Genomic DNA, 24,405 nt, shown 5'->3' with positions numbered 1-24,405 from the left:
TGAGAAATGGTTAAGTTGTTTGTGGGCGGATTCCCTTTAGATATTGAAGAAATAGAGTTGGTTAAGCTTTTTGCTGTACATGGGGATGTAAGCACTGTAAAAATAGTAAGGAACAAACAGACAAAAATTTGTAAGGGCTACGCCTTCATTGAAATGCTGGAAAGAAAAGACGCTGAAAATGCGGTGGCTATTTTAAACGGAACTGTGATGGAAGGAAAGGCACTTACAGTTAATATAAATGAAGAACCGATTTTCAAAAATGAGCCCTTTATTCCGAAACGGTATTTTGTAACTCCAGCTGCAACTCGGAGTGTAGAACAGCCCCAAGTTATTGAAAAAAAGAAAAGGCCAAGAAGAACTGCTTAAAATAATCCTAAAAAATTATTTATCCACCTTCATCACCCTGTATTATTACTGTCAATTGAACTGATCAACTTGATATAGCCTTATGTTTTCATTACGCTTTAATTTGGGGTTTAGCTGTCAATAACAAAATGCCTACCACAGAGCAAATGATGGTAGCTACGATGTGTGGTACCGCTTGCTGCACTCCGTTATAACTTTAAATCTGCCGATAATGAATTAAATTGCAAATATTTTGAATTATCGTAACCACAACAAAAAAGCGCATTGCTATTTCCTAATATCGCAACTATACAATGAATTTCCCACTCGTAGTAGTGTATATTTACTATTTTTGACGCTCATAGATTTAACTTGGCTTTGCGTCAATTGGATTAATGACGTTTTAAATAGAAGATAACTCTATAGTTGACTTGCGAAAACATTGAGCGAAGGCTACATTGCAATTAACGACATATCGAAATGTAAGACAACCTAATGCCGAAAATTTTACCGGGTTGCCAAAAATTCTAGAAGTTAAATACTAAAGATTTATTGAAGAAGAATGAGCAAAGAAAATCAGATTGAAAATAACCTAATTGAGCAGTTAAAAGATCTAAAATATATTTATCGACCTGATATTTTTGATAGAAAAACGCTCGAACAAAACTTCAAAACTAAATTTGAAGCACTAAATCGTGTTCGATTGACAGACGGGGAATTTTTGAGAATACGTGAAGAAATTATAAACTCTGATGTTTTTGCAGCTTCTAAACTCTTGCGTGAGAGACAATACTTTCAACGCGAGGACGGTACACCATTGCATTACACTATGGTGAATATTAAAGATTGGTGTAAAAATGAATACGAAGTAATTTCCCAATTACGAATTAACACTGAGAACAGCAATCATCGTTATGATATTATTTTGTTGATTAACGGTCTGCCAGTAGTACAAATTGAACTGAAAAAATTGGATATTTCACCACGAAAGGCAATGCAACAAATCGTGGATTATAAAAACGAACCGGGAAATGGCTATGGCAATTCCCTCCTTTGTTTTATGCAGTTATTCATTGTTAGTAACCGAACCAATACTTACTATTTTGCTAATAATAAGAATCAACATTTTGCTTTTAATGCAGATGAGCAATTTTTGCCCATTTATCAACTTGCAGACCAAAGCAATAAAAAAATCACACACATAGAGCCCTTTACAGCAAAATTTCTCACTAAGTGTACACTCGGCGAAATGATTAGCAAGTATATGGTACTTGTAGAAAGTGAACAGAAATTGCTTGTAATGCGACCATACCAGATTTATGCGGTTAAAGCGATTGTAGATAGCATTCAAGAAAATAGAGGAAACGGCTACATATGGCACACAACAGGAAGCGGTAAAACTTTAACTTCCTTTAAGGCGTCTACTTTATTAAAAAACAACCCTGATATTGAAAAATGTTTGTTTGTGGTAGATCGCAAAGATCTTGACAGGCAAACACGAGAAGAATTCAATAAATTTCAGGAAGGCAGTGTGGAAGAAAATACCAATACTGAAACATTGGTCAAACGATTACTTTCAACGGATTATGCAGATAAAGTGATTGTTACTACTATTCAAAAATTAGGATTGGCTTTAGATGGCACTAACAAAAAAAATTATAAAGAACGCTTAGAATCTTTAAGTAAAAAGCGTGTGGTTTTCATTTTTGACGAATGTCACCGTTCCCAATTTGGCGAGAATCATAAAGCGATAAAAGAGTTTTTTCCGAATTCTCAATTATTTGGTTTTACAGGAACGCCTATTTTTGATCAGAATGCAACCTATACTCAAATCGATGGTGAAGAAAAATCTTACAAAACCACTAAAGACATTTTTCAAAATGAGTTACCTAAATATACCATCACTCACGCAATTGAGGACAGGAATGTTTTAAAATTCCATATCGATTATTATAAGGGTAAGGGAAATCAAAACACAAAGCTAGGCGAAGGGTTCGCGCAACAAGCTGTAGTCGAAGCCATTTTGGACAAACATGATGCGGCTACAAATCAACGGAAGTTTAATGCGATATTGGCAACAGCTTCTATCAATAATGCCATTGAATATTTTCAACTTTTTAAAAAAGCTCAAAAAAAGAGGCAAATCGAAAATTCCGAGTATGTTCCATTGAATGTCGCATGCGTGTTTTCTCCACCTGCTCAGTTAATTGCCAAAGAAGGTGATCAGCAAAGCCAGAAAAATGCAGCAGATATCAAACAACTCCAAGAAGATTTAACTCAAGAAAAAGAAGATAACAAACAAAATCCGGAAGAAAAGAAAACTGTTTTAATGGAAATTATTGCTGATTTCAATCTACAATACGGAACAAATCACAATATCAATGAATTTGATTTATACTACCAAGATGTGCAGAGACGCATCAAAGACCAGAGATACAGCAACAAAGAATACTCACACAAAAATAAAATTGACATTACTATCGTGGTAGATATGTTGCTAACGGGCTTTGACAGCAAATACCTTAACACATTGTACGTAGACAAAAACCTGAAATACCATGGATTGATTCAGGCATTTTCACGAACAAATCGTGTACTAAACGACACAAAGCCTTATGGAAATATTTTAGATTTCCGTTCGCAGCAGGATGCTGTGAACCAAGCGATCGCTCTTTTCTCTGGTGAAGATAATGACAGAGCCAAAGAAATTTGGATGGTAGATCCTGCTCCTAAAATGATCGACAAATTCAAAGGAGCCGTTGAGACTTTAAAAGTTTTCATGGAGGAGCATAATTTAGTAAGCGAACCGCAAGAAGTATACAATTTGAAAGGTGATGCGGCACGAATTACATTCGTGAAAAATTTTAAAGAAGTGCAACGGCTTAAAACTCAATTAGATCAGTACACCGATTTAAACATACAGCAAAAGGCAGAAATCGAGGCTATGCTGCCTACGGAAACTTTGCAAGAGTTCCGTAGTTCATATATCGAAACTGCCAAGCAGTTAAGAGAAATTCAGCAGAGAGAGGGTGACCAGGCAATGCCTGAAATTCAGCAATTGGATTTTGAATTTGTATTGTTTGCTTCGGCTGTAATTGATTACGATTACATTATGAGTCTAATTGCCGACAATACACAAAAGAGTCCATCTAAACAGAAAATGACCAAAGGACAGGTGATTAGTTTGTTAAATGCCAACGCGAACTTAATGGGTGAGCAAGAAGATTTAACAGATTATATCAATAGTTTGGATTGGAACAGCGGAATAGATGTGGAAACTCTTCGAAACGGCTATGAAAGCTTTAAAAATGAAAAATACAATAAAGAACTGGCGGCCATTGCTCAAAAAAACGGCTTAGAAATGGCGTCTTTAAAAACATTTGTAGAAAAAATAATGAGTCGAATGATTTTTGATGGTGAAAAACTCACCGATTTATTAGAGCCTTTAGAGTTGAGTTGGAAAGAACGAAGAGTGAAAGAGTTGGCGTTAATGGAAGATTTAGTGCCGCAATTAAAAAAACTAGCCGAAGGGCGTGAAATATCAGGATTAGCAGCTTATGAGTAAGAATAAAAAAATAATACCCGAATTGCGCTTTCCTGAATTTGCAAATGAAGCTGAATGGGAAAAGAAGACTTTAAATAGTGTTTCTGAAGTGATAATGGGGTCGTCTCCAAGTTCCACATCTTACAATGAAAATAAATTTGGGCTGCCATTGTTACAAGGAAATGCAGATATTAAAAACAGGGTATCAGCACCAAGAATTTATACATCAGAAATTACCAAGGAATGTGAAATTAATGATATTCTTTTAAGTGTACGTGCTCCTGTCGGTACTGTCGCAAAATCCTTACACAATGCTTGCATTGGAAGAGGTATTTCAGCGATAAGAACTATAGATCAAAACTCGCAAGAGTATTTATATCAGTGGTTGCTTTCATATGAATCGTCTTGGGAAAATATTTCACAAGGTGGTACTTTTGATGCTGTAAATAGTGATGACATTAAGAAGCTTTTATTACCTATTCCAAAACCTCCAGAACAACAAAAAATTGCCTCGTGCCTTTCATCTTTAGATGACACCATTTTTGCTTACATCCAAAAGTTGGAATTACTCAAAGACCAAAAAAAAGGCTTGATGCAAAATCTTTTTCCGCAAGAGGGTGAAAACGTTCCAAAATATCGTTTTCCGGAGTTTGTAAAAAAAGGGGATTGGGTGGAGAAAATATTGGATGAGGTAGCTATATTTTTGAAAGGGAAAGGTATATCAAAAGCAGATATAGTTGAAAATGGGAGTTTACCATGTATTAGATACGGGGAACTTTACACTTATTATAAAGAAACCATAAGCACTGTCAAATCTTATACGAATTTAAGTGCTGATGATTTGGTTTTAAGTGAAGCAAATGATGTTATAATTCCGGCGTCCGGAGAAACACAAATAGACATTGCAACAGCGTCATGCGTATTACAAAAAGGTATTGCTTTAGGAGGTGATTTGAATATTATTCGTTCAAAAATAGATGGTGTATTTCTTTCTTACTATTTAAATAACGTAAAGAAAAAAGATATAGCACAAATGGCTCAAGGGATTGCCGTAGTTCACCTTTATCCTAATCAGTTAAGAACTTTGATAATACAAATTCCAAAGCCTAAAGAGCAACGAAAAATCGCTAATTGTCTTTCTTCCTTAGATGCTTTAATCACTGCGCAGACGGATAAGATTGAGACTTTAAAGTTGCACAAAAGGGGTCTGATGCAAAGGTTGTTTCCAAAAATCAATGATTAAACTATGAATGAAATAGCAAAACAACTTTTTGAAAATCAGGAAAACATTATTTTAATATATGCTTTCAATGCTACTGGTAAAACTCGTTTGTCTGTCGCTTATAAAAATTTCACAAAGAATGAAAATGATGGAAATCACACAGGAGTTTATTACAATGCTTTTAGTGAAGACTTATTTGTTTGGGAAAATGACGAAATAAATAATAATGAAAACCTACGTTTGAATATCATTAACGGTAGTTTAAATCAATTTCATTCATTTCTTGATGAAAAGGATATTGAAGAAAAATTAGCTATTTACAATCCTAAATTCAAATTTAGCTTTAATCTTGACGAAAATCCTGAAAGGGGAATTGAATCCATTACTTTTTTTATTGATGAAGAAAATCAAACTCCTATCAAAATATCAAGAGGAGAGGAAAGAATTTTTGTATGGTGTTTCTTCCTTGCATTGTTTGAGGTTGATGCCTGGGCGGGAAGTCACGATGCCCACTTTTTCATTGACGATCCTGTTTCAAGTTTAGATGAACATAATATTTTCATAACCGCTGAATCAATCTTCGGTTTAATCGAAGAGCATTATCTTAAAAAGAGAATCATTATTACAACCCACCATATCGGTTTGTTTTCCATTTTATTTGATAAACTAAAAAAGGGTGAAAAAAGCGGTAGATATAATAAGTTAACAAAGCCTTTTATTCTAAATAGTAAAAATGAAAACTTGGTACTTAATAGTTTGAATAATGACGTTTTTTTATTTCATCTCCATTTAATACAAACTATAGATACGGCACTAAAAACAGAGTTGTATGCTTATCACTTTGTTTTATTAAGACAATTACTTGAGAACATTTCATCGTTTTTGGGAGTTGGCCGTGTGGGATATACACTTGAACAAATAGGGATTGAAAAAGTGGAAGCGGTTAGTAATATCATCAATTCTTTATCACATAAAAATGCTTACCGCTTACAATTCAATAAACTGGCAGAAGCAGAGGAAAATGTTTTTAAAGATGTATTTCGGAAACTTCAAGTGAAGTACCGTTTTATTTATTAATTGAAATTGAATGACACAAAAAGAACAACATAAAAAATTAGGCGATACACTTTGGGGAATTGCAAATGATTTAAGGGGGGCGATGAATGCCGATGACTTCCGTGATTATATGCTTTCGTTTTTATTCCTTAGGTATTTATCGCATAATTACGAAGAATCTGCTAAAAAAGAATTGGGCAACGATTATCCTCAAAATACATCAAAGGATGCAAAACCTGATTTTGTTGTTCCACCTCCACTAGAAATTTGGTATAACAAAAATAAAGAGGATGTTGAAGAGTTTGAGAAACAAATGCGTAGAAAAGTGCATTATGTCATTAAACCCAAACATTTATGGAGCAATATTACCGAAATGGCTCGAACTCAAAAAGGCGAGCTTTTGAGTATACTTGAAGAAGGTTTTCGTTATATAGAAAATGAATCCTTTGAAAGTACTTTCAAAGGATTGTTTTCAGAAATTAACCTTAACTCTGAAAAGCTTGGTAAAACACCAAAAGAAAGGAACGATAAGCTTTGTAAGATAATAACTAAAATTGCTGAAGGTATTGTTGATTTTTCAACAGACACTGATACGCTAGGAGATGCTTATGAGTATTTGATTGGGCAATTTGCGGCAGGATCAGGCAAAAAAGCGGGGGAGTTTTATACTCCGCAACAAATTTCTACCATCCTTTCCCGAATAGTCATTTTAGATGCTCACGACCCTACCACTGGTCCAAAACCAAAATTGGATAAAGTACTTGATTTTGCTTGTGGCTCGGGCTCATTGCTTTTAAATGTAAGAACTAAATTAAATGAAGAAGGTGGGACGATTGGGAAAATTTACGGACAAGAAAAAAACATCACGACTTATAACCTAGCCCGTATGAATATGCTTTTACATGGCATGAAAGATACTGAGTTTGAAATTTTTCACGGAGACACTTTAGAAAACCAATGGCCTTTGCTTAGCGAAATGAACCCTAGCAAAAAAACAGAGTTTGACGCCATCGTCGCCAATCCTCCTTTTAGTTTGCGTTGGGAACCAAACGATACCTTGGCGGAAGATTTTCGTTTCAAGGGTTATGGTTTAGCGCCCAAATCGGCTGCTGATTTTGCCTTTCTCTTGCATGGTTTTCACTTTTTAGGTAAAGAGGGAACAATGGCAATTATTCTGCCACATGGTGTCTTATTTCGTGGCGGTGCTGAAGAACGCATCCGTACCAAACTATTAAAAGACAATCACATCGATACAGTTATTGGTTTGCCCTCCAATTTATTCTATTCGACAAGTATTCCTGTTTGTATTTTGGTTTTAAAAAAATGTAAAAAACAAGATGATGTTTTATTTATCAATGCGAGCGGGCATTATGAAAAGGGTAAACGACAAAACACATTGAGAGAAGGTAAAAATGGAGCACCGAACGATATTCAAAAAATTGTTGACACCTATCAATTTAGGCCTGAACATATTGAAAGATATGCCCGTAAAGTTTCAATTGAAGAAATTGAAAAGAATGGTTACAATCTAAATATTTCCAGGTATGTAAGCACTTCACAAGAAGAAGTACAAATTAATTTAGAAGAGGTAAATACTAAATTGATTTCAATTAATAAAAGCATAAAATCAAACACCGATAGGCACAATGATTTTTTAAGAGAATTAGGGCTAAATAATATTTAATTATAAAGGTGGTTGCTTCTATAATCAATTCAAGGGACAAACTATTATGGGAAACTCGTTTAAAAAACAGCTTAAATGATATGATACCAGAGTTTGAAAACTTTGAATCACACTAAAAAGAGCAAATTCTTTATAAAAAAAGTTTCATGGGGAATCACAATAAGTTCACCACAAGCGCGTGTTTTTCTTTGAAATATTTAATGAATGTTCAAGAATATCCCTCTTTCAACTTTGATGATATTTGAGGTATAAGTAAATTTACATTAGTTAAAGTCCTAAAAGAACGACACAAACGGTATTAAAATGCTTAATTGTAATTCCTTTTTTGCCAGACTTGGAAAAGAAATTACAAGAACTTCATCGAAAATAGAGCAAAGTCCGTATTTTTGTATCACAAAGAGTTCTTCAAAATAATTCAAATCAGGCTAAAGGATATGGGACCCCAAATGGGACCCCGATTTTAGAATCCTTCGAAATAACGCTAAAAAGCGCGATTTTTCAATAAAAAAGTGTTCCCAGCGGGATCACAAAATCTGTTTAAGATGAGATAAAGCCTTTCCGAAAGAAAGGCTTTTCTCGTTTTAAAGCGTTTTAAAGCACTTTTTTCGTTCAGGCAGGGTCAAATCGATTTAATCCGTTCGGTATACTATTCGGTATACTACCAAAAAAACGGAAATTAGTATACCGAATTTATTTCAGCAGTTCAATTTGGGGTTGTGGAGGGGCCATGGTTTCACCTCAAATTAACGCTAACATGAAAGTAAATCAGGAACTTTCAATTCTGTTCTGGCTTTGGAAAGCCAAACAAAGCAACGACGGTTTAGTGCCGATCTATGTACGGATTACAATAAACGGTTTACGGGATCAATTCTCGTCCGGCAAAAAAATTAACGCAGATCACTGGAATGAAGAAACAGGATTTGCCGTTAAGGCTTGCAAGGATGCTGCCGCTATCAATGCTTATATAACGCTTACCACAAAGGAACTGGAAAAGTGTTACAATGATCTGTGTGATGACAACGAAAACGTAACGGCAAAAATGGTAAAAGACCGTTATTTACACAAACCCGAGCCAAAGGCAAGCCTCATGCAGGCGTTTAAGATTCACAATGGAGAATTCGCTGAAAAAGTGGCAAAGGATAAAGGCTCACCGGGTACGCTTGCGCGGTATGATCGTTTACAACGTAAAGTGGAAGCCTTTCTGAAAAAGAAATTTAAGGTTACCGATATTGCGCTCGACCACATTCAATACTCATTCGCTTCAGGTTTTTACCATTACCTGCTGATGCAGGATATTGATGAAAATACATCCATGAAGTACGTGAAAACATTAAAGCAGGTTATGGCAAAAGCGGTAAATGAGGGAATGATTCCGCAAAGTCCTATCAATAATTTTAAGTGCTCCTACAAAGATCCAGACCGCGATTACCTTGAAATGCATGAGATCATAAAAATATACAGCAAGCGCATAACATGCAGGCGCATAGCCGAAGTCAGGGATGTGTACATATTCTGTTGTTTTACAGGATATGCTTTTGAAACGGTATACGCATTGGAGCCGGAGAATATCTTTACTGGCGTTGATGGTGGTTTATGGATAAGGAAAGACCGTGCAAAATCCGGCACGGAAGAAACCGTACCCCTTTTGCCTATCCCTTTAGAAATTATCGAAAAGTATAAAGCTCACCCCTATTGTGTAAATGAAAACAAGTTGCTTCCAGTAAATTGTAACCAGCGATACAACTCCTATTTAAAGGAACTGGCTGACATTTGTGATATCGATAAACACCTTACTACCCATACCGCCAGGCACACTTTTGCAACCACAATTACTCTGGAAAATGATGTTCCTATTGAGACAGTAAGTAAAATGCTTGGACACAAAGATATAAGGACAACACAAATTTATGCGAAGATTACTAAACGTAAGATCAGCAACAATATGAAAGTATTGCACGAAAAATTGTTTGAAAATAATGGCCCTTTGCGAATGGCGGTAAGTGCGTAATTTAAGGGTGCCACCCTTGAAGGACACCATTGATTTTTATTCGATTGGATAATTTTGTTCTCATTTATCAAATAGGTATGACAGTAGAGCTAATAACAAAAGATGATTTGGAACAATTCAGGCAAACATTGCTGCATGATCTAAAAGGGCTTCTAACAAAACGTACAGAGGAACCACAGAAATATTTAAAAAGCTACCAGGTGAAGAATATGCTAAAAATTTCGGGTGGTACATTACATACCCTGCGCGCAAACGGCACCCTTAAATTTACCAGGATCGGGCATATTATCTATTATAATTACGAGGATATTATGCAATTAATGGAAGGACCAGCCAAAAATTTAAAAAGATAAATTAAAGCCGGGAAACCCGGCTTTAATTTATTTCAAGCATACTCTTCTTCCAAGCGCTTCAAAACGGCTGCTCTCATCTGGTCGAGATATTTAACCTGACTTACCCGCTTCCTGCTGGAGATGGACTGCCACCTCCTAAACGGGCGGCCAATGTTAACTTGAAAGTTAACTTCTAACCATTGCATGATCTCAGCTATTCCTGCATTGCCATGATTGACCTGGCCCGTCAACCATATACCATAAGCCAGCTCGACTAAATTAATCGCGTCGCCAGTCCATTTTAATATCGGGCGTTTTTCCTGGCCTGCCCTTTGAATTTTTACTGACACATGGTAATTTGCTAATTGGTCCAACAAATAATCTCTCATCCGTTCGTACGCTATATATTTGGCGAACCTGTAATCCATTGCTGTCGAAAAATTCTGCGTTTGTTCAATAGCTTCCAACAAGGGTATTTGGCCTTCATTAGCTTCGCGCAAAAAATACTTATCGTCTAATTCCGTAGCCGTCGTTTTATAATATTGATAATGGAACGCCTCAGTTCGAAAAACCCGGAACACTTGCATTAATTCTTCTTCATAATACGCTTTTACCATTTCAGGAGTACCGTCTGGCTTTTGCATAAGAAGATTATAGAACAAGATCTCATAAATTTGATGGGCGTAAAACCGGGGTTTAACACGTTTGAAAAAATAGATCTCTGCTTCGGGAGTATCGAATCCGTCCGCCAAAACATTCTTTTTAACATCCGCTATGATCCTTGTAATTAACGGCATCGAATGTCGGAGCCTTTCCACCGGCGAAACCTCCAGCTCATCCATTAGAACCAGTTCGGTTTCCATTTCCCTTAACCATTTTTCTGTTATTTGATTTTCCATATTTATACCATTAAATCAGTTTACTAAAAATTGGTAATCCGAATCAGTTAGTTCGAACGGTAAATGTTTGCTGACCCAGTTCACAATGATTTCACAAACTAATGGCTCAGTTAAAGAAGGAAACCGCCCTATGGATATCCACCAAAGCGATATAAAATCTTCTTTAAGTGTCCAGGCCTTCCGGCTTCTCGCAGCATTAACACTAATTTCTCGTAGTAAGCGCATGAATAACACCTTTTCGTCGGGTGCCAGCGGTATCTCCCGGCAAGCTATCCGGTAGATTTGGGCAATAGGTTGTAACATCATAGATCAAATTGTTTTTTAATATCCGACCATACATTCAAGACTTTATCAAGATGTGATTGCTCGTGAAGAGCTGTAATGCCCATTCGGATTCGGGCGTCTTTCATTGACACCGCGGGGTAATTGATTTGGTTAGCGTAAACGCCCATCTCCTGCATAGTATGGCAGATCCGTGCGTTCTTGATTTTATCACCAACGCGAACAGGGAATATCGCCGACTGGGTATTGCCAATATTTAAGTCGAGCGCTGAAAGTCCTGTTTTAAAATAGCAGATATTCTCCTGGAGCTTTGTCATCCAAAACGGTTCTTCATCAATCAATTCAATTGCTTTGATGATGGATAAAGCTGCAGGCGTTGAGCTAGCGGAAAACAGATGTTGCTTACTTTGATATTTGAGATAAGTTATTATGTCCTTGCTGCCAACAACGTAGCCCCCTATATGGCCAAATGTTTTGCTAAAAGTGCCGGATATCAGGTCCACATCGTCCCAGGCATCGCAAGTTTCAATCAGCCCCCTACCCGTAGATCCGACTACACCCGTACCATGCGCGTCATCAACCATTATTTTTGCGCCGTATTTTTTACATAAGGCAACGATTTCCTTAAGCGGCGCAATGTCACCGTCCTGTGAATAAACCCCGTCGATGATTACCAGTATCAAAGGGTGCTTGCCTTGTGCTAGCTTGAGCGTATGCTCGTAGGCAGCAAGGTCATTATGCTTCACCGTTTTGCGATTAAACTGTTGGCATCCTTCCATCACACTGGTATGGACGCCTGCATCAAGAATGACCAGATCATTTTTGGTAAGAATGCATTGTAGCGATGCGCTGTTTGCTGTGTAACCGGTTGTATAAATAATGGCGTGTTCTTTCCTGAAAAATCCCGCTATTTTTCTTTCCATGATCTCATGATAATCGTAATGGCCACCAATAGCCGGTGAAGCCCCTGCACCGGTGCCGTACTTAGATATGGCGTCAATTGCGGCCTGCTTAACAGCCGGATGCTGAGTGAATCCTAAATAATCATTTGACACAAGACTAATGACTTGTTTGCCCGCAACCTCCACAACCGGCCCACAGCCCGATGTCGTCATGAGTCTATAATTTAATTGTCCTTTAGCCACCTGGTCATCGTGGTAATTTTGAAATTGTGCTGCCCGTCCCCAGGCGTCAGTTCCGGGAATGTACTCGAAGTCCCGGAAACTTTGGTTGTCATAATTTTTCATCTGTTCCTCCATTTGTTGAGGCAAAGGAAGCAGGATAAAAAATGCGAAAAAAGTGTATACACGGGTTATACACGAAAACAGCCCGCCGTTTGGCGGGCTGTTTTTTTTACCTGAGGAAGCGCCTGATATCTTCAATAACGGATGTTAACGGATCGTATATCTTTTTGAGGTATTTCTGATCCTTTCCATAAAACCTGCCTTTTATTGTTTCCCATTTGAATTCGACTTTCCCTTTAGAAGAGCAAGTTGCCGCTATCTGTTTTGCATAGACCTCAATATTCACCATCTTGGTGACGCCGTGTTCCATAAGATATTTCCAGAACAAGGCTATGGTATCAACGTCCCAATTAAATTCTATTTTAAACATATCCTCGTCCAGCGCTTCATTTAATTTTATTGCATCGCTTTCTTTTTTGATCCAGCTGATCAACTTAAAACTAATGTCATGGCGGCGATGGTTGTAAGTAGGCTGTTCGTTTTGCGTATCCTGAAGAATCAATTTTTCACATTCAGCCAGCTCGGCGAGTCTTCTCTTTTTGAGATGGTGTCTATCCAGGCGGGTTTTAATATACTTCTTACAAAAGATGAAAAATCGATCATCATTAAAATCTATGCCAATGAGCATCGACATCAGCGCCTCGTCCGGGCTGGCGCAGTCGGCGTTTTCCCAATCCAGGTTTTCCAGTTTTTCTTCATAACCTTTCAGCCAGATAAAATCTCGCCAGTATAACTTATGTTTTGTTGTTGCGAACCGACTAAAAGGGATAGCAGCTACCTCAATAAGTTTCGAGTCAACATTCTGAATTTTCAATCTTTGTTCCTGATCTTTCCAACTATCAATGACGATTTGTTTTTGATCATGGATAAAGGCCTTCGGAAGCTGAAGTTTAGGGCTAACTTCCGAGGGAACTATACGCCTAACTGCGTCAAGCAAATTGAGCAAGAGTCTAACATCTGGATTGATGTTGTCAGAAATATCAAAAAGTATATCTGCGATTATTACTAATTTGCTAAGGATATTGTGGTAGAATGTTTCCCGCTGGGTGAAATTATCAATTGTATGCAATTTGACCGTGATTGCTTGTTCGAGTCGTTTTGCTTCCACCTGTAAGTGCTTATCAGGTTTGGTAAGTGGTTTTTTATTTTGATTCGCAGCAATTTCTTCTGCTATATTTTTAAGGTATTCGATTTCGGTATTCATTATTTCCCTTCTTTTTCATTTTGAAATACACCGGGAATAAAGCAATATAAAATACCTCAGCTTGGTTTGGCTGCTACAAAATATGTTTTGAATGATTTGGAGGATTTTAAGATTGACCCGGCGACGTTATTAATTAATAACGTGGGACATGCAGGTCAGAGACAGAGGCTTTGGCAAACCTAACCACATAACAAGCACGCCCACGTTAAATCGGAGCGTACACTTGTCTCTGTGATTGTTGTTATTTTGCCAAATTTCTGTCTCAAGAGCGAAGTGAACGTAATTGTTCAATATTTAAATAATGTCTTTCTGTGTCGTCATTTAGTTTATGTTACAAATATATGGTTAAAAAATTCTGTTAGAAGTCTAAAATAAAAAGTGCGTTTAGTACTCAATTGGATAATATTACTAACCTGAATCCACACACCGATACCGTACAGGCTCTGTTAAGGGCCACAGGCACAGCACAGCATGCCCGCGTATCAGCGGATGTTACGGTGCTTCCCATGCCTAAAATTTACCAGATTTTCCTGTAGGGAGGCGGTTATATGTTTTAATTATTAAGTATCAGTTTAACTATTAAGTAATGGTAAGACGGAACAGAAGTGGGTAAGGGGGTATCCGAAAAACATTTTTATTTTATATGGTTGGAAATCAACGACTTTTTTTAGCATTTATGTTCGAGGGACATGTGGCCGGTCTTTTTTTTTCCTCTGCTTCTTTTTCAAGTATACTGACAACCATTCTATTGCTTGATTATGTCTCTCTGGGATTGCATCGTACTTTGCACCATCAGTATTGTTACTAACCATTCATAGGCAGCAGGCCTAGTTTGTTCGCAGAGAATATAGTGACAGACGCCCCAGTTACGTGGGCATGAGTGAAAGGCCACAACGCATCATGGAATTTCCCAATAGCGTGACACAAGTAGTACGCCAAATGGATCGTCAAAAAATTTATTCATTCTATATATAAAAATTGACATAACGCTGTAATAATATAGTAACAATCGCCATTGAACAGCATCCGCGCTGGCCCATTTAAATGTTTTGTTAAGTAATGCCTAAACTTTAATTTCAATATTGCAAGTCGCCTTAATCCCTTACTTTACCGCTGAACGCCTGCATGAGTGTCCCTGCTTTCTGCGCTTATTTCAAGCGTAGTACTAAAAAAACCAATATGGATTCCTTGCATGAAGTGAAGATTGGTTTTGCTTGTAGTTTACTGAAAGAAACAAATAAAGCAATGCCCGAGGTTTGTTATGAAAGTGGCTATAAGACACAGGCCAATTTCTATCAGCAGTTCTTCAAGCTTAAGGCGATCAAACCGCTGCAGTATCGGAAGCAATTTTTAACAAGGCTGGCGTCGCCACAGAATAATATCGGGATCGAGGGGGAAGCGGTTATCAGGGCCAAGTAGGCTCTCCTTTTTGCATTTTGTCCAAAGTATCCTGAAAGACTTTAAGCTGCCTATTATTGTAATGGGTTCCGGCAAGGGCTAACGCCCTCTTTTCCTGCTTAATAGCTTCTTGTTTTCGGCCGGCTTTATAAAGCACATTGGCGTAAGTATCTATGGCATTTTCATCTCCAGGGTTGTTTTTTAGCAACATCTCCATATATTGAATACCTTTATGGAGGGCATACATTTCATTGCTGTGCTTAAATATTACGTCAAACACAAAATTATTGAGGTAGGCTGCTCCCAGGCCCGCGGTATCCAGACCTTGTTTATCTTTTTTTTCGATCGTATACCTGATTATATTTGGCCAGTCCTTAACCGCACTGTACCATTCGATTCTGGCATCTGTCAGCAGACGCTCCGCAGTTGTCGGGTCGTAAGCGTTCGTCACCTTTCGCTGTAGTTCGCCCCAGTCGGGCACCGTTTTGACATACTTGCCCCCGGGCCGGATAATCGGGTGTATCTGGTACTTGGAGATCAGGTAATCTGTAAATCTGACGGCATAACCCTTATTGTTTAGCAATGAATCAGCTTGCTCGGGATGTTGATACATAAATAATACGACAGGATCATTTATAGAAAAAAGTTCGTAAAATTCATACATATATTGCAGCAATCTGGGGTTTAACAACACCAAGGCAGGTGTATTATCAATCACGTGTTGTTTATAAAGCCGGGCGACTGATAAAGCAATGCTGTCATCGTGATACGTCTTTGCCAGTAAAGCGAGCGATAATAATGCGTCACCTTTAAGTTTATCTAACCGAAATTGCTCAATCAGGCTGGCGTAACATTTTTCGGGGTCAGCGGCCTTCATCAGCAATTGCATAAATTTTTTTTTATCCTGATAGCCGGCGCCGCGTTCGACAAGGTTTCCCTCGTCCGAAATAAAAAGGAAAGTTGGTAAAACATCGATATGATACTGATCTCGTATCCGCTTTGCAGTCTCATACCATTTTTTTACATGGACGGGATCCTTATCGGTCCGGTCTATTTGAATTTTAACGGCGATAAAATTTTCATTAACGAACTTTGCGACCACCGGATCCGTATATACCTCCTCATCCATTTTTTTACAGGGGCCGCACCAAGTAGCGTAAACATCAATAAATATATTTTTGTGCGTAGCGGCAGCCTGCTCCGTCACCTGGTCCCACGTATTAAAAACCTGGAAATTAATATTCACTTTTTTTTGCGCTCCAGCAAATAAGGGCATTAGACACAGCAGCATTAATGATATTTTTCTGATCATTTGTTTAACTTTTTCGCGTGGATAACAATGCATCGCTTCGTATTTTTGTTTAATTGGATGATTTTATTGCCGTATCGATGGCAAGGCCATCTTCGAACCCTTTTAATTTTGCCGGAACGCCCTTTGTCATCCATATCGGCGCGGGGACGCCTTTGAGATAATGATCAAAAAACTGCTTAAGACGGATGGTATAGTCAAGCTGATCGTCTTTTCCCGGAATGATATGTCCGCCATTATCATACTGTAAAAGCCAGGCCGTTTTGCCCAAATGCCATAACGAGTAGAAAAAGGTAAGCCCATGGTTGAAGGGTACCGCATCATCGGTTTTGTTGTGCATCAGCAACAGCGGTGTAGTAACTTTGTCCGCCGACAATTTCGGGGAGGCTTGTATATAAGTATTTAAGTTATCATAAATACTTCCCGTAATATGATCATAACTTAACGCAAACTTGGGGACGCCGCCATGTGTAGGGTAACCGTAAGTTCCTATATAATCAGAAGCGCCCGAACCTGTTACCGCGGCCTTAAAAATATGGGAATGCGTTACAATATAATTGCATTCATATCCACCCCAGCTATGCCCGTGAATGGCTAACTTTGTCGAATCCACGTAGGGCAATTTCGCCAGGTAAGATGCCGCCCCCATTACACTGGCTAAAGCAAACTCATGCGCTGTACCTTTATCATATCGCGTTTCGATATCCGGAGTGAAAATGAGGTAGCCGTTACTGTTGTAGTACGGGAAATTAATGATCGCCTTGCTAAGCTCCGGCAGGGTAAAGACATTCAGGTTCTGGCTTAATTTCTGGTAAAAATAAAAGATGACCGGGTATCTTTTTCGCGGATCAAAATTTTGGGGTTTATACATAACGCCTCGCAGGGTCTTTCCGTCGCTGCTTTTGTATTGGACCATTTCGGAAGTCATCCAGTTGAAAGCCTTCTCCGGGTGGTTATTACTGACCGGCTTGAACGACCTGAAATCCGACGTAACAAAAACGTTTTTCGATTCCGATACACTTTGCCGTTCGACCAAATAGACGTCATTTTTTAGCGCTTTTTTATTACCTTCTCCATAGTGCATAGCACCTCCGTTAATATCGACACTTTCGAACCCAAACTTCCCGAAAGTCAACCTTTCGGGATCTTTCTTTCGGTAAGGCACCATCTTGTAAAAGTCATTGTCCCCTGTCAGGTAATTATAAGAAGTTAAGATCAATGGCTTAACACGTTTTTCCCATCCGACACTTCCTTCATGAGAAGCGTCAAAATTGACTGCAGAAAGGTTAAATAGGATCCTGTTTTTTCTACCATACCCATTTGTCAGGTTCGTAGCCTTATCTTTTCCCGTGGGATCGATTTCCCAGATGTCGTAATTATCATTGATTAGAACTTTGTTATCCGTCTCGTCCCATGCAGAGATTTTGAAGTTAATCTGATTATAACAAAACGCCGGATCAGTCGATGGTACCGGAAGTTTGCTGGTTAGGTCCCGCATTTTACCGGTAGCTATTTCATAACTGTACAGGTTCGCGTTTTCTTTCTGCTCTGATAAAATTAAAAATCTGCCGTCCGGCGAAATCCCATTATTAAGCAGGTCGTGCCTGATCTTTATTCTTTCCCCTGTCCTGGTGGACATCAGAAAACATTGGTTACCATCCGTATCAGCATTAGCCGAAGGGTCTAATGTCAGCCACGCGAACTCATCATGCGATCGTGAGGGAATATTAAGGCTTTCTCCACTTTTTTCGAGGTAGATAACTTTTTTTTGTTTTAAATTAAAAAGACCTGAATGCCATCGCTCATTTTCATTGTCACTCATTTGACTTAATTGACTTGTATAAGAAACGGTGTCACGATAGCTATAGACATCGACAACCGCTTTGACAGTCCTTTCTGATTTATGCAGTGATCTATGCCGGAAATAGAATAACATAGTTTCTCCTCCTCCCACGAAACGGTCCACGCTTATCAGTTGATTGTTGGAACCAAAACCTGCGCTCTGCTCATCCATAATCTTTGTAGCTGAAAGGTTACCTCGGTGGTAGCTAAAAATACTGACTCGCGTATTCCCGTCACCCGCACCTCTTCTAACCACAAAAGTCAGATTTGCCCCGATATTGTCAAAAATGATGTTCTCTGTATACTCATCCTTCGCCCCCTCCCATATTTTTGACGTTTTTTTGCTATCCATATCCATTAATGTCAACGTGTTGCCCGCATCTGGTGCCCTGCGCCCAGCTATGGCCATATGCTTTTTATCCGTGCTCAGCGTGAAAGCATCGCAGTTGCTATAACGCAGTTCTTTCCCGGTGCGCAGATCTTTGACAATCAAAATATGGTTATTATACAGTTGGTAAATGATTTGTTCGGAGTCATTTACGACAACATATGAATAAGCGCTCACGTTATTAATCGTATCCTTCTTTTTTTTATCCAATTGTATCAGTATCAGTTTATTTTCTGGGAGCAGCCCCGCCGCAAAGTCTCCCTGTGGGGAAAATTCGATAGTCGTGGTATTCAGGTTGATCTCGAATCCATCTTTTATTGATCTCAAGTGTCTTATTTCTGCCCCGGGCTGTTCATTCTTAACACCATAAACGGCCCAGGTTCCTTTGGCATTAATGTCCGAACCAGTTACTTCCGGCCAGTTGTTTGAACTGCAATCCGCCAGGGTGAGGCTCGGCCTGACCGGATGCGATTGGCCGTGCCCTTGCCTGCACGTCAGTAAAAGGCCAATAAAGGCCATGAATGAAGAGAATTTCATTTTAATTTGGGTTTTATTGATAAAACGGAAAGCCCGTATCAGGCAACAACGCTTCCGGTATATTTATAACTCAAAAGAGTGGTAAATAGTGACGATCAGCCTAATATCCCTGGTTTTGGGTAAGGGCCGGATCCAGGAGGATCTCTTTTACCGGCACAGGATACAACGTCTTAAAATGTTCCCAAATCCCGCCTTTGTAAACCTCTGCTTCGGTCATTACGGCGTCGATAGTTTCGGACCGTTTCAGGTCGAACCAGCGATGTCCCCACTCTGCAAATAACTCCACGCGACGTTCCCTCATTATCAGAGGTTTTAGTTCAGTTTTCGAGAGCGAAGCCCGCAATGCTGGCAAAGGATCCGGCACGGCCGGTGTTGGAATAAGTCTTGAACGGGAACGGATAGCATTCAGGTCGGCCACGGCCCCAACACTATTCCCCTGTTCGTTCCTAGCTTCTGCACGGATCAGGTATTGTTCGGAAAGACGCAGCACAATAGGGTACTCCGTAATTTCTGTCGAACCATCAATGAATGGCACCTTATATTTATCGGGGTAAAAATATGTATCTCCCGCAGTTGTCGTTACGCTGGAGAGCCACCCGGTTTTCCGGCCATCGCCTTTTTCAAAACTGTTGACAAACGAAGCAGACGCATAAATTGGGTGGTCACGGTCAGGACCGTCAGAGTTCAATTTAAAAAACTGCCCTTCGACCGTATTATAACCGGAGGTGACCGGTTGCAGTGCCCAAATGGTTTCTGCACTGTTTTTTAAGAACACCTCGTTCAAATTTCCGAGTGAAAAGATGGATAGGGAGATAACCTTGGTCGCGGCAGCTTCAGCCGCGCTGTAATTATTACGGTAAAGGTAAACCCTGGCCTGCAAAGCGTTGACCGCAGCCAGATTAGGTCTTAAACGGTCGGACGTTGTTTTGGTTACGTCCAATGCTGCATAGTTGTAATCCAGCAACTTTTCTGCCTGTGCAAGGTCGTCGCTTACCTTATCATATACCAGTGCGGAAGACGTCCGTGGAATAGCTATATTCTTAACATAGTCCGGTGTCAGCACCAACGGGACATCGCCGTAAATATTGACCAGGTAAAAGTAACAGAATGCACGAAGGAAATATGCTTCGCCTAGCAGCCTTTTGCTTACTGCCGGGGTGAGGTTTTTATTTCCGGTCAGTTCTACGATCGCTGTATTTATGGTATAAAGCAGCTGATACGTCGTTCGCCAATATGTTTCTCCACTCGCGGCGTAGGTTGGCTCCAACGCATTTTTGTAATAAGAGTCAAAACCGGCCTGGCTGGGTGGATCAAACAAAACCAGGTTATCAGCAGAAAGTTCCTCAAAAAGAGAAGTGGCAGGTAAGTAAGTACTGTAAAAGTAGTTGTTGCTTAACTGACCGTAAAGCCCGGTGATTACTGCGGTCGCAGTTGCATCATCATTGTATGCATTATTACCGCTGATCTTCGTGATGGGTGTGCCAACGTCAAGAAATTTCCTGCAACCGGAACAGGCTAAGGCCATAACACCAATGACCAAAAGCAACTTTTTATAATTTATATCTATCTTTTTCATTGTAATTCCATTAAATATTTTCATTATAACCCGATTTGTATACCAAGCGTAAATACCTTTAGTGGTGGTAAAGCACCCAGCCCCTTGGTTTCGGGGTCGGAACCGATAAATTGTGTAACGGTCAGCAAATTTTGTCCCTGCGCGTACACCCTTAAATTCGAAATATGCGCTGTTTTTAGCAGATCTTGCGGTAATGCAAAAGAAAGCGAAACATTTTTTAAACGGAGATAGGACGCTCCGCTATAAGACGCATCGCTATTTCTTGCTGCGTTGTAAGGCGCACGTGTTAACGATGTACTGGAGGAGAATTTCTGGATATCTGTTACATCGCCAGGTTTCTGCCACCTGTCCAGTACACTTACCGGTTGATTGATATTTAAACCTGCCAAGTTTCCAAAACGATAGTTCTGTGCCATTTGCTTTACGACCTGCACCAGAAAATCGAGCTGAAGGCCTTTATATTCAAAGCTATTTGAAATACCACCGTACCACTTCGGGTTTATATCGACGAGTTCGGTCCGGTCCGTGGTTTCATCCGGATCAGAAGTGAGCTCTCCTTTGCTGTTCACAAACTGGTACAGACCAGTCGTCGGGTTTACACCTGCAAATTTATAAACCTTCGTTATTGGCGCGTTAATGGGGAGACCAATCAAATAATCGCTTGCGTAAGTGCTTGTTTCCAGCCCGGGAAAGGAAAGTAATTTATTTCGCGCCCGTGTAAAGTTTACCGAAGCATGCCAGTTGAAATTCTTTGATTTGATCGGGTAAACATTAAGCATCACCTCTATCCCAATGTTTTGAACGGTGGCCGGCAAATTCGCTGACAAGTTGCCAAAGCCTGTCGTGGCAGGAAGCGGGAAACCCAATAACTGGTTCGAAGACCTGTTTCTGAAATAATTGATATCCAGGTCTATCCTGTCTTTCAGGAACCCCAGCTGTATGCCGATATTCAATTTACGGGTTTCCTCCCATTGCAGGTAAGGATTGTAAATATTGGTGGCGTATAAGCCCACACCTCCCTGGTATGGGACCTGTAAAGGATAACTGTCCAGCAAACTCAGGTAGGAATAATCATCTATCTGATCATTACCCGTTGTTCCGTAACTCGCCCTTAGTTTGCCCGTACTCAGCCATGGAAGCGCTTTGCTGATCAATTGTTCATCACCGAATAGCCAGGCACCGCCTACTGCGTAAAATGTATGAAATTTATTCTCATCGCCAAAACGACTGCTTCCATCCCTTCTGGCCGTGAGGTTAACAATATATTTATCCTGCAAACGATAATTTATCCTGCCAAAAATGGCATCGTAACGGTACAAGGATTTATAAACATTGTCTATCTGGAGATTCGGCGCGGCTAAGATATTCTCGAGTTGCGCGTCATTGGAATAACCTGTCCCGGTCTGGCTCAGCACATCTGTTTTGGACTGTTGAAAGGTACCGCCGAGCAACAGGTCAAAAACGCCGAACTTTGTATTTTTTACGTAGGTAAGCTGCGGTTCAGCGATCCAAGAACTTGTAGCTTTTGTCAGATAACTCGCCTGTCGGGACTTTATAGCGGCATCTGGGCGAAAAACGGTGATCGGAGTGATAAAAGTTTCGTTCCCCTGAATCTTATTATATCCCAAACTTGCTTTCAGTTGCAACCCCGGAAGGAACTCATAGCCGATCGTATTATTGGCAACGAGGTTGGTCGTATTTCCCGTATAACGTTGCTTGGTAAAAATCAGGGGATTATTAAAACTATATCGGTTAGGATTCGTAGGAAATGGCTCCCAGTTCAAGCTCCCGTCAGTAGCATACAGCTCCGGGGCGTTCGGCGCAAGGGTAACGGCACTGTTCATCAGGTCAGATCCGTTGAGCTGATTTTTATCCTCAAGGTAGCTGGCTGTGAGAGAATACCTAAACTTGTTATCCGCAGAATTGTGGTTAAGGTTCAAATGAAGGCTTCCTTTTTCATCGGCGAGACTGGTCGGGTAAACGGTAGTTTGCCTGTTATAACCGTAACCCGCAACAAACTGGGTATTGGTCGAGCCGCCGGAAACGGAAGCCTGCACATCCGTAAATTTCGCGGTACCGCCCACTAAGACTTTTTGCCAGTCGGTATATCGGATCGGGTCCCAAAGCGTCAGATCATAATTTGAAGAAATAGGCGTGCTGGCTGATGTAGGCACCGCCACGCCCGCGTTCTTGTAGGCCTCTTTACGCATTTCAAGGTATTGTTGCGTATTTAAAAAATCGACCTTATGCGTGATCTTTCCCCAGCCATTTTGCAGATTAACATCGACTTTTGTCTTGCCTGCCTTACCCTTTTTTGTAGTGATCAGGATCGCGCCATTGGCAGCCCTTGAACCATAGATCGCTGTGGCATCAGCATCTTTTAATATACTAATACTCTCTATATCACCAGGATTTAAAAAATTGAGAGAACCGGGATCCCCTGAGATTGAATTGCTTAATAAACCATAGCCTGTAAAAGTCGGCGAATAAGGTACGCCGTCAATTACATAAAATGGCGTATTTCCTTTCGCGATAGAGTTTCTTCCTTGTATCGTAACTGAAGGAGAACCTGCCGTTACACCAGATGTCTGTTCGATGAATAAACCGGGAACACGTCCCTGTAGGGCAAGCAAAGGATTACTGACCGGTTGTTTTGCAATTTCAGCGGCTCTAACCGTTCCAATATTACTGGTGCTATATCGCTGCGATGTAGTTCCGTAAGCGATCACCTGCACTTCATCCAGTTTGGAGTTACTCACTTCAAGTTTGATCTCGCTCAAATCAGTATTCACATTGACCTCCCTGGTCAAAAAACCAATAAAAGAAAGCTGCAATACCGCCTTTTCATCGACCTTCATGAGGTAAAATTCACCTTTTGTGTCGGTTACTGTAGCTAGGCTGCCGTCTTTGACGCGGACGGTAACACCGGGCAGTGGATGGCCTTTTTCATCCACCACTTTTCCATGCACATCAATAAGAGCAGGAGCAGCAGCCACTTTGTCGGAAAAGGAAGGCGCCTTTGCGCGGACGACAATAGAGTTGTCCTCTATTTCAAATTCCATATTTTGTTTTTCGAGGATGCGGTTAAGCGCGTCTTTGAGCGGTAGGTTGTTTATGTCAACAGTTACCGGTTTGGCTTTTTTAATGAGAGCCGACGGGGCAACGATCATGTAGCCGGTTTGTTTTTTGACTTCGGTGAAGATGCTTTTAAGGCTTGCGTCTGTTGTCTTTAACGTCAGGTTCTGGGCTTTGGTGGCAGCGCTTACCTGTAGCAGTGTAATTAGTAAGATGATGGTCGTGAGTCGCATTATCAATCCTATTTTTCGGTACAGCGTTTTGGACATACCTTTTCCATGTGTATATTTTTTATACATTTGTGTTCCTTGCTTTTGCAGTCCGCCTTATTTTTCAAAGAGTCGGGCGGCTGCGGTTAAACATTCATTTTTTAACGAGCTGGGTTGAACCAGGGGTGTTTCGAGCACTTCTGGTTTTTTTCGGTCTCGTTTATCGTCGTAAATATTTTATCATGCTTTTA

At 39.9% G+C, this 24,405-nt stretch carries 16 protein-coding genes; 8 read left to right on the top strand and 8 right to left on the bottom strand.

The genetic code is table 11. The features are described from left to right. Positions 1-6: 6 nt before the first annotated feature. The 7 genes from BLS59_RS20075 (at position 7) to BLS59_RS20045 (ending at position 10,212) form a co-directional block, all read left to right on the top strand. Positions 7-366: an RNA recognition motif domain-containing protein gene (locus BLS59_RS20075; protein WP_091151923.1), complete on the top strand. Its 360-nt coding sequence runs from the start codon at positions 7-9 to the stop codon at positions 364-366. A 541-nt stretch (positions 367-907) separates the two neighbouring features. Further along, entirely contained in the window at positions 908-3,910 is a 3,003-nt protein-coding gene (locus BLS59_RS20070) for a type I restriction endonuclease subunit R (RefSeq protein ID WP_091151921.1), read from the top strand. Further along, the gene (locus BLS59_RS20065) at positions 3,903-5,132 is read left to right on the top strand and encodes a restriction endonuclease subunit S (RefSeq protein ID WP_091151920.1); all 1,230 of its coding nucleotides are present in this window, start codon (positions 3,903-3,905) and stop codon (positions 5,130-5,132) included. The genes BLS59_RS20070 and BLS59_RS20065 overlap by 8 nt, the downstream gene beginning before the upstream one ends. 3 nt (positions 5,133-5,135) lie before the next feature. Then, positions 5,136-6,188, top strand: a complete 1,053-nt coding sequence (locus BLS59_RS20060; protein WP_091151917.1) for an AAA family ATPase — start codon at positions 5,136-5,138, stop codon at positions 6,186-6,188. A gap of 10 nt (positions 6,189-6,198) precedes the next feature. Continuing rightward, complete coding sequence (locus BLS59_RS20055) at positions 6,199-7,851, top strand: type I restriction-modification system subunit M (RefSeq protein WP_091151915.1); 1,653 nt, start codon at positions 6,199-6,201, stop codon at positions 7,849-7,851. Between the two features lie 754 nt (positions 7,852-8,605). Further along, positions 8,606-9,859: a site-specific integrase gene (locus BLS59_RS20050; RefSeq protein ID WP_162842705.1), complete on the top strand. Its 1,254-nt coding sequence runs from the start codon at positions 8,606-8,608 to the stop codon at positions 9,857-9,859. 77 nt (positions 9,860-9,936) lie between these two features. Then, positions 9,937-10,212 carry a MerR family transcriptional regulator gene (locus BLS59_RS20045; protein ID WP_091151911.1) on the top strand — a complete coding sequence of 92 codons (276 nt, stop codon included), beginning with the start codon at positions 9,937-9,939 and terminating at the stop codon, positions 10,210-10,212. A 32-nt stretch (positions 10,213-10,244) separates the two neighbouring features. On the opposite strand, the gene BLS59_RS20040 is transcribed toward BLS59_RS20045, so the two are convergent. From BLS59_RS20040 to BLS59_RS20025, 4 genes are read right to left on the bottom strand one after another with little or no spacing between them, the layout of a single operon-like run. Next, complete coding sequence (locus BLS59_RS20040; RefSeq protein WP_091151910.1) at positions 10,245-11,090, bottom strand: RteC domain-containing protein; 846 nt, start codon at positions 11,088-11,090, stop codon at positions 10,245-10,247. A 15-nt stretch (positions 11,091-11,105) separates the two neighbouring features. Beyond that, positions 11,106-11,396 (bottom strand): hypothetical protein, encoded by a 291-nt coding sequence (locus BLS59_RS20035; protein WP_091151908.1) that lies wholly within the window; start codon positions 11,394-11,396, stop codon positions 11,106-11,108. Continuing rightward, complete coding sequence (locus BLS59_RS20030) at positions 11,393-12,754, bottom strand: aminotransferase class I/II-fold pyridoxal phosphate-dependent enzyme (protein ID WP_240315292.1); 1,362 nt, start codon at positions 12,752-12,754, stop codon at positions 11,393-11,395. Before BLS59_RS20030 ends, BLS59_RS20035 begins: the two co-directional genes overlap by 4 nt. Then, positions 12,726-13,820 carry a hypothetical protein gene (locus BLS59_RS20025; RefSeq protein ID WP_091151906.1) on the bottom strand — a complete coding sequence of 365 codons (1,095 nt, stop codon included), beginning with the start codon at positions 13,818-13,820 and terminating at the stop codon, positions 12,726-12,728. The genes BLS59_RS20030 and BLS59_RS20025 overlap by 29 nt, the downstream gene beginning before the upstream one ends. Before the next feature lie 1,125 nt (positions 13,821-14,945). Between BLS59_RS20025 and BLS59_RS20020 the strand changes: the two genes are divergently transcribed. Beyond that, positions 14,946-15,239, top strand: coding sequence for a helix-turn-helix domain-containing protein (locus BLS59_RS20020; RefSeq protein ID WP_091151904.1), 294 nt, complete (start codon positions 14,946-14,948; stop codon positions 15,237-15,239). On the opposite strand, the gene BLS59_RS20015 is transcribed toward BLS59_RS20020, so the two are convergent. The 4 genes from BLS59_RS20015 to BLS59_RS20000 form a co-directional block, all read right to left on the bottom strand. Then, positions 15,226-16,530, bottom strand: a complete 1,305-nt coding sequence (locus BLS59_RS20015; protein WP_162842704.1) for a thioredoxin fold domain-containing protein — start codon at positions 16,528-16,530, stop codon at positions 15,226-15,228. The genes BLS59_RS20020 and BLS59_RS20015 overlap by 14 nt on opposite strands. A 49-nt stretch (positions 16,531-16,579) precedes the next feature. After that, entirely contained in the window at positions 16,580-19,294 is a 2,715-nt protein-coding gene (locus BLS59_RS20010; protein WP_091151900.1) for an alpha/beta hydrolase family protein, read from the bottom strand. 100 nt (positions 19,295-19,394) lie between these two features. Beyond that, complete coding sequence (locus tag BLS59_RS20005; RefSeq protein WP_162842703.1) at positions 19,395-20,870, bottom strand: RagB/SusD family nutrient uptake outer membrane protein; 1,476 nt, start codon at positions 20,868-20,870, stop codon at positions 19,395-19,397. Between the two features lie 23 nt (positions 20,871-20,893). Continuing rightward, positions 20,894-24,244, bottom strand: a complete 3,351-nt coding sequence (locus BLS59_RS20000; protein WP_091151896.1) for a SusC/RagA family TonB-linked outer membrane protein — start codon at positions 24,242-24,244, stop codon at positions 20,894-20,896. Positions 24,245-24,405 lie beyond the last annotated feature (161 nt).

The organism is Mucilaginibacter pineti, assembly GCF_900101875.1.
In the GTDB taxonomy this organism is placed as follows: Bacteria; Bacteroidota; Bacteroidia; order Sphingobacteriales; family Sphingobacteriaceae; genus Mucilaginibacter; species Mucilaginibacter pineti.
This window is presented reverse-complemented; position numbering and strand designations above follow the sequence as displayed.